This window comes from Streptomyces sp. DI166, from assembly GCF_900091315.1.
Taxonomy (GTDB): Bacteria; Actinomycetota; Actinomycetes; order Streptomycetales; family Streptomycetaceae; genus Streptomyces; species Streptomyces fuscus.
Map to the genome: position 1 here is coordinate 1 of NZ_FLSP01000195.1, position 5,008 is coordinate 5,008.

The 5,008-nt window shown below is 74.5% G+C and carries 3 protein-coding genes and 1 pseudogene; 1 reads left to right on the forward strand and 3 read right to left on the reverse strand.

What is annotated here, in order from left to right:
- Positions 1 to 303, forward strand: a pseudogene (locus GA0115233_RS39485) (serine/threonine protein kinase); the annotation flags it as partial.
- On the opposite strand, the gene GA0115233_RS39490 reads toward GA0115233_RS39485, so the two are convergent.
- The 3 genes from GA0115233_RS39490 to cobT all read right to left on the reverse strand — a co-directional run.
- On the reverse strand, positions 304 to 1,122 hold the full coding sequence (locus GA0115233_RS39490; RefSeq protein WP_093725572.1) for a TrmH family RNA methyltransferase: 819 nt from the start codon (positions 1,120 to 1,122) through the stop codon (positions 304 to 306). It lies immediately after the preceding pseudogene.
- Positions 1,123 to 1,185: 63 nt separating this feature from the next.
- Complete coding sequence (gene cobA / locus GA0115233_RS39495; protein WP_093725574.1) at positions 1,186 to 2,418, reverse strand: uroporphyrinogen-III C-methyltransferase; 1,233 nt, start codon at positions 2,416 to 2,418, stop codon at positions 1,186 to 1,188.
- 396 nt (positions 2,419 to 2,814) lie between these two features.
- A partial coding sequence (cobT, locus tag GA0115233_RS39500) for a nicotinate-nucleotide--dimethylbenzimidazole phosphoribosyltransferase (protein WP_093725576.1) occupies positions 2,815 to 5,008 on the reverse strand: 2,194 nt, incomplete at its 5' end.

A 5,008-nucleotide genomic window follows, 5' to 3' on the forward strand; every position in this document is an offset into this window, starting at 1 on the left:
GGTGGTGCGGTCGCGTCGTCGGGCCGGTCCGGGGCACGGCCCACGCCCGCGTCGCGCAACACCGGACGGACGGGCGGCGGCGGAAGGCCGGGGCCGCGCAGTGGTACGGGGCGTCCGGCGCCGCGGAACACCGGTACGGGGCGCCGGCCCGCCAATCCGCAGTTGCTGCGGCAGCGGCTGTTCGTGTTCGTGGTCGTGACGCTGCTGGTCGCGCTCGGGATCGCGGCGGCCCAGGGCTGCCAGGGTCCGAGCAACGGCCTGGGCGGCGAGCCCGCCGTCGTGCAGCACGCGGCGGGCGCGTAGTTACGCCTCCGGGCGGCCCGTCGCCACCGCGTAGAAGGCGACCGCGGCGGCCGCGCCCACGTTGAGGGAGTCCACGCCGTGGGCCATGGGGATGCGGACCCATTCGTCGGCGGCGACCAGGGCCTGGCGGGAGAGGCCGTCGCCCTCGGCGCCGAGCATCAGGGCGACGCGGTCCATCCGGTGCGGGGCGGCCTCGTCGAGGGTCTTGGCCTTCTCGTCCGGGGTGAGGGCGAGGAGAGTGAAGCCGGCCTCGCGGACCGAGTCCAGGCCCTTGGGCCAGGTGTCGAGCCGGGCGTAGGGGACGGAGAAGACGGCGCCCATGGAGACCTTGACGCTGCGGCGGTAGAGCGGGTCCGCGCAGTCCGGGGAGAGCAGGACCGCGTCCATGCCGAGCGCCGCCGCCGAGCGGAAGATGGCGCCGATGTTGGTGTGGTCGTTGACCGCCTCCATGATCACCACGCGGCGGGCGGTCTGGAGCAGCTCGGCGGCGGTGGGCAGGGGCTTGCGCTGCATGGAGGCGAGGGCGCCGCGGTGCACGTGGTAGCCGGTGACGCGTTCCGCGAGCTCCGGGCTGACCGCGTAGACGGGGGCGGGGAGTTCGTCGATGACGTCGCGCATGACGTCGACCCACTTGGCGGACAGCAGCATGGAGCGCATCTCGTAGCCCGCCTCCTTCGCCCGGCGGATCACTTTCTCGCCCTCGGCGATGAACAGGCCCTCGGCGGGTTCGCGCTTGCGGCGCAGTTCCACGTCGGTCAGGCCCGTGTAGTCGCGCAGGCGGGGGTCGTCCGGATCCTCGACGGTGATGAGATCGGCCACAGGGTGATACTGCCTTGTCGTACGTGCGGTGCCAACGGTGCGGGAGCGGGGAGTTACCTCGGGTTACGCCGTGGTCGTCGGGCCGACCTTCACGACCTCGCCGATGACGATGACGGCGGGCGGCTTGACCTCCTCGGCGACGACGGTCTCGGCGACCGTGGCGAGGGTGGCGTCGACGCGGCGCTGGGCGGCCGTGGTGCCCTCCTGGACCAGGGCGACCGGGGTGTCCGGGGACTTGCCGTGCGCGATCAGGGTCGCGGCGACCTTTCCGATGGTGCCGACGCCCATGAGGATCACTAGGGTGCCGCGCAGCTTGGCCAGGGACGGCCAGTCGACCAGGGAGCGCTCGTCGTCCGGGGCGACATGGCCGCTGACGACAGTGAACTCGTGGGCGACGCCGCGGTGGGTGACGGGGATGCCCGCGGCGCCCGGCACGGAGATGGAGCTGGAGATGCCGGGCACGACGGTGCACGGGATGCCGGCCTCGGTGAGGGCCAGGACCTCCTCCATGCCGCGGCCGTAGACGTACGGGTCGCCGCCCTTGAGACGGACCACGGACTTGCCCTGCTTGGCGTGCTCGATCAGGGCGTTGTTGATGGCCTCCTGCGCCATGAAACGGCCGTACGGCAGCTTGGCGGCGTCGATGACCTCGACGCTGGGGGGCAGTTCGGCGAGGAGGTCGCGGGGGCCGAGGTGGTCGGTGATGACGACGTCGGCCTCGGCGAGCAGGCGGCGGCCGCGGACGGTGATCAGGTCCGGGTCGCCGGGGCCGCCGCCGACCAGGGCGACGCCGGGGGTCCGGGTGCGGTGGTGGGGGGCGACCAGGGTGCCGTCGCGCAGGCCCTCGACGACCGCGTCGCGGATGGCGGCGGTGTGGCGGGGGTCGCGGGACTTGGTGTCGGTGGTGAGGATCGCGACGGTGACGCCCTCGCTGGTGCCGGTGGCGGGGGTCCAGGCGGTGGCGGCGTCGGCGTCGTCGGAGCGGACGCACCAGACGCGGTGGCGCTCCGCTTCGGCGGAGGCGTGGGTGTTGGCCTCGGTGTCGCCGGTGGCGATGAGGGCGTACCAGGCGTCTGCCAGGTCGCCTTCCTCGTACGGGCGCTGGTGCCAGGTGAGTTCGCCCGCCTCCGCCATGGCCTGGACGGACGGGGTCACGGTCGGGGAGACCAGGTGGATGTCGGCGCCGGCCGCGATGAGGGCGGGGAGGCGGCGCTGGGCGACGTGACCGCCGCCGAGGACGACGACCCGGCGGCCGGTGAGGCGGAGGCCTACGGGGTAGGCGGGGTGTTCGGCCATGAGGGTACGGCTCCCTGTCTGCGGCGGCGGTGCGATGCCCTGACGTGCGGATTTTACGGGGCGGGTGAGTGGGGCGGCGTCGGTGTCCGATGGCTGGTCAGATCGGCCGGATGCGGCTGCGTGGGTCTGTGCCCACCCTCCCCCGTTCTCGGCTTCGCTCGAACGGGAGGTGCCCCCATCGCCCTGCGGAACGACTGCCCACAGCCCCGCCTGGGGGTGGACGCAGAGCCACGAGGTTGCGTCCTTCGGTGATCCAGGACCCTGCGCGAGGAACGACTGCCCACCGGCCCACGCACGCGGAGCCACGGTGGGCGTACGGCCCTCTTCCCGTGCCCGTGGCACAAGGAACCCCGGCCAGGGCCGCCGATCCGCGGTCCCGGCCGGGGGTGCGCCGGGCTACTTCTCCGTGACGCCCGCTGAGTCGAAGGTCGCTACCTCGTGCATGGCGCGGGCTGTGCTCTGGACCAGGGGGAGGGCCAGGAGGGCGCCGGTGCCCTCGCCGAGGCGGAGGTCGAGGTCGACGAGCGGGCGCAGGCCGAGCTTGTTGAGGGCGGCGACATGGCCCGGTTCCGCGCTGCGGTGGCCCGCGATGCAGGCCGCGAGGACCTCGGGGGCGATGGCGCGGGCGACCAGGGCAGCCGCGCCCGCGCTGACGCCGTCCAGGATGACCGGGGTGCGCAGGGACGCGCCGCCGAGCAGCAGGCCGACCATCGCCGCGTGCTCGAAACCGCCGATCGCCGCGAGCACGCCGATCGGGTCGGCCGGGTCGGGCTGGTGGACTTCCAGGGCCCGGCGTACGACCTCGGTCTTGCGGGCCAGGGTCTCGTCGTTGATGCCCGTGCCGCGGCCCGTCACCTCCGCCGGGTCGGCGCCGGTGAAGACGGAGATCAGGGCCGCCGACGCGGTGGTGTTCGCGATGCCCATCTCGCCGGTGAGCAGCGCCTTGTTGCCGGCCGCCACCAGGTCGCGGGCGGTCTCGATGCCGACCTCGATGGCCTGCTTGCACTCCTCGCGGGTCATCGCGGGCCCGGTGGTCATGTCGGACGTGCCCGCGCGGACCTTGCGGGGCAGCAGACCCGGAGTGGCCGGGAGATCCGCGGCGACGCCGACGTCCACCACGCACACCTCCGCGCCCACCTGACCGGCGAACGCGTTGCAGACCGCTCCCCCGCCGAGGAAGTTGGCGACCATCTGGGCCGTCACCTCCTGCGGCCAGGGGGTGACGCCCTGGGCGTGCACGCCGTGGTCGCCCGCGAAGATCGCGACGGCCGCGGGCTCCGGGATCGGCGGCGGGCACTGCCGGGACAGGCCCGACAGCTGCGCGGAGATGATCTCCAGCATGCCCAGCGCGCCGGCCGGCTTGGTCATGCGCTTCTGCCGCTCCCAGGCCTCGCCGAGCGCCTTGGCGTCCAGCGGGCGGATCTGGGCGACGGTCTCGGCGAGCAGGTCGTGCGGCTCCTCGCCGGGCAGCGCGCGTCGGCCGTACGTCTCCTCGTGCACCACCCACGACAGCGGGCGCCGCTTGGACCAGCCGGCCTGCAGCAGCTCGGGCTCGTCCGGGAACTCGTCGACGTAGCCGACGCACAGGTAGGCCACGACCTCCAGGTGCTCGGGCAGGCCGAGGGCGCGCACCATCTCGCGCTCGTCGAAGAAGCTGACCCAGCCGACGCCGAGGCCCTCGGCGCGGGCGGCGAGCCAGAGGTTCTCCACGGCGAGCGCGGAGGAGTACGGCGCCATCTGCGGCTGGGTGTGCCGGCCGAGGGTGTGCCGGCCGCCGCGGGTCGGGTCGGCGGTGACGACGATGTTCACCGGGGTGTCGAGGATGGCCTCGATCTTCAGTTCCTTGAACTGCTTCGCCCGGCCCTTGGGCAGCGACTTGGCGTAGGCCTCGCGCTGCCGCATGGCCAGCTCGTGCATGGCGCGCCGGGTCTCGGCGGAGCGGATGACGACGAAGTCCCAGGGCTGCGAGTGGCCGACGGACGGGGCCGTGTGGGCGGCCTCCAGGACGCGGAGCAGCACCTCGTGCGGGATGGGGTCGCTGCGGAAGCCGTTGCGGATGTCGCGGCGCTCGCGCATGACCTTCAGGACGGCCTCGCGCTCGGCCTCGTCGTAGCCCGGCGCGGCCGGTCCGGTGGACTGGCGCGGCTCGGCGGCCGGGACGGCGGTCTCGGCCTGGTCCTGGTCGGCGGCGGCCTGGGTGTCCAGGTCCTCCGCGTTCTGCGCGGCCTCGGGCTCGGCGGGCTCGGGTTCACCGGCGCGCGGGGCGGGCACGGCGGGCGCCTCCTCCTCGGCGGGCAGCACGATCGGCTGCGGCGGGGTGGGGGCGAGGTGCGGGGTGGTCGGTACCTGGCCCTCCACCGGCACGAACTGGCCGAGCGGCTGGTCCGGGTGGGGCGCGAGCGGGACTCCCCCGCCGACGCTGCCCCCGTCCGCGGGCTGCATCTGCGGCCCGGCGGGCTCGGCGACGTACGGCTGGGGCTCGGGCTGCGGTTCCTCGGCGACCGCGGCCTCGGGCTCGGGGGCCGCGGTGGGCTCCTCCGCTACGGCGGGAGCGTCGGCCTCGGGGCGGCAACGGGTGCGGGGGCCTGCG